Origin of the sequence: Pelomicrobium sp. G1, from assembly GCF_051905455.1 — a bacterium.
In the GTDB taxonomy this organism is placed as follows: Bacteria; Pseudomonadota; Gammaproteobacteria; order Burkholderiales; family UBA6910; genus Pelomicrobium.
In genome coordinates this window covers 1-343 of the sequence record NZ_JBQACR010000062.1, presented here as the reverse complement: position 1 = coordinate 343, position 343 = coordinate 1, and the positions used below count along the sequence as shown (strand labels likewise).

The 343-nt window shown below is 67.6% G+C and carries 1 protein-coding gene; it reads left to right on the top strand.

Annotation, left to right across the window (positions count from 1 at the left end; genetic code table 11):
* Positions 1–150: 150 nt before the first annotated feature.
* Positions 151–343: hypothetical protein (locus ACTFO6_RS17435; RefSeq protein WP_439935698.1), on the top strand; the 193-nt coding region annotated here is incomplete at its 3' end.

The following is a 343-nucleotide window of genomic DNA, read 5'->3' as shown; positions in this document are numbered from 1 at the left end:
CAGCGACGGATGCATGTGGCGCACCGCGGCCCCGTCAGCCCTGCAGGTGCGCCCCGATGGATAGGACACGCGTCGGCCCGAGGACGACGCTATGATGTATGGGCCATGCCCCGCGGCCCTGAGAGCGGGGCATAGTAGATGGAGAGTACAGTGAGCACAATTGTGATCAGCAACCCTGGGCGGAACCACCTAAAGGCCTTCCTCCACGGAGTCCCCAGCGGGCCCGGCTACGGCGGCATGTCACCCAGCGACGGCGACGAGGCCACCTCGATGGTGACCGAATACGTCATCGCCCCGGGCGATACCGCCGCCATCGACGTACCGGCCGGCGCCCACCTGGTCG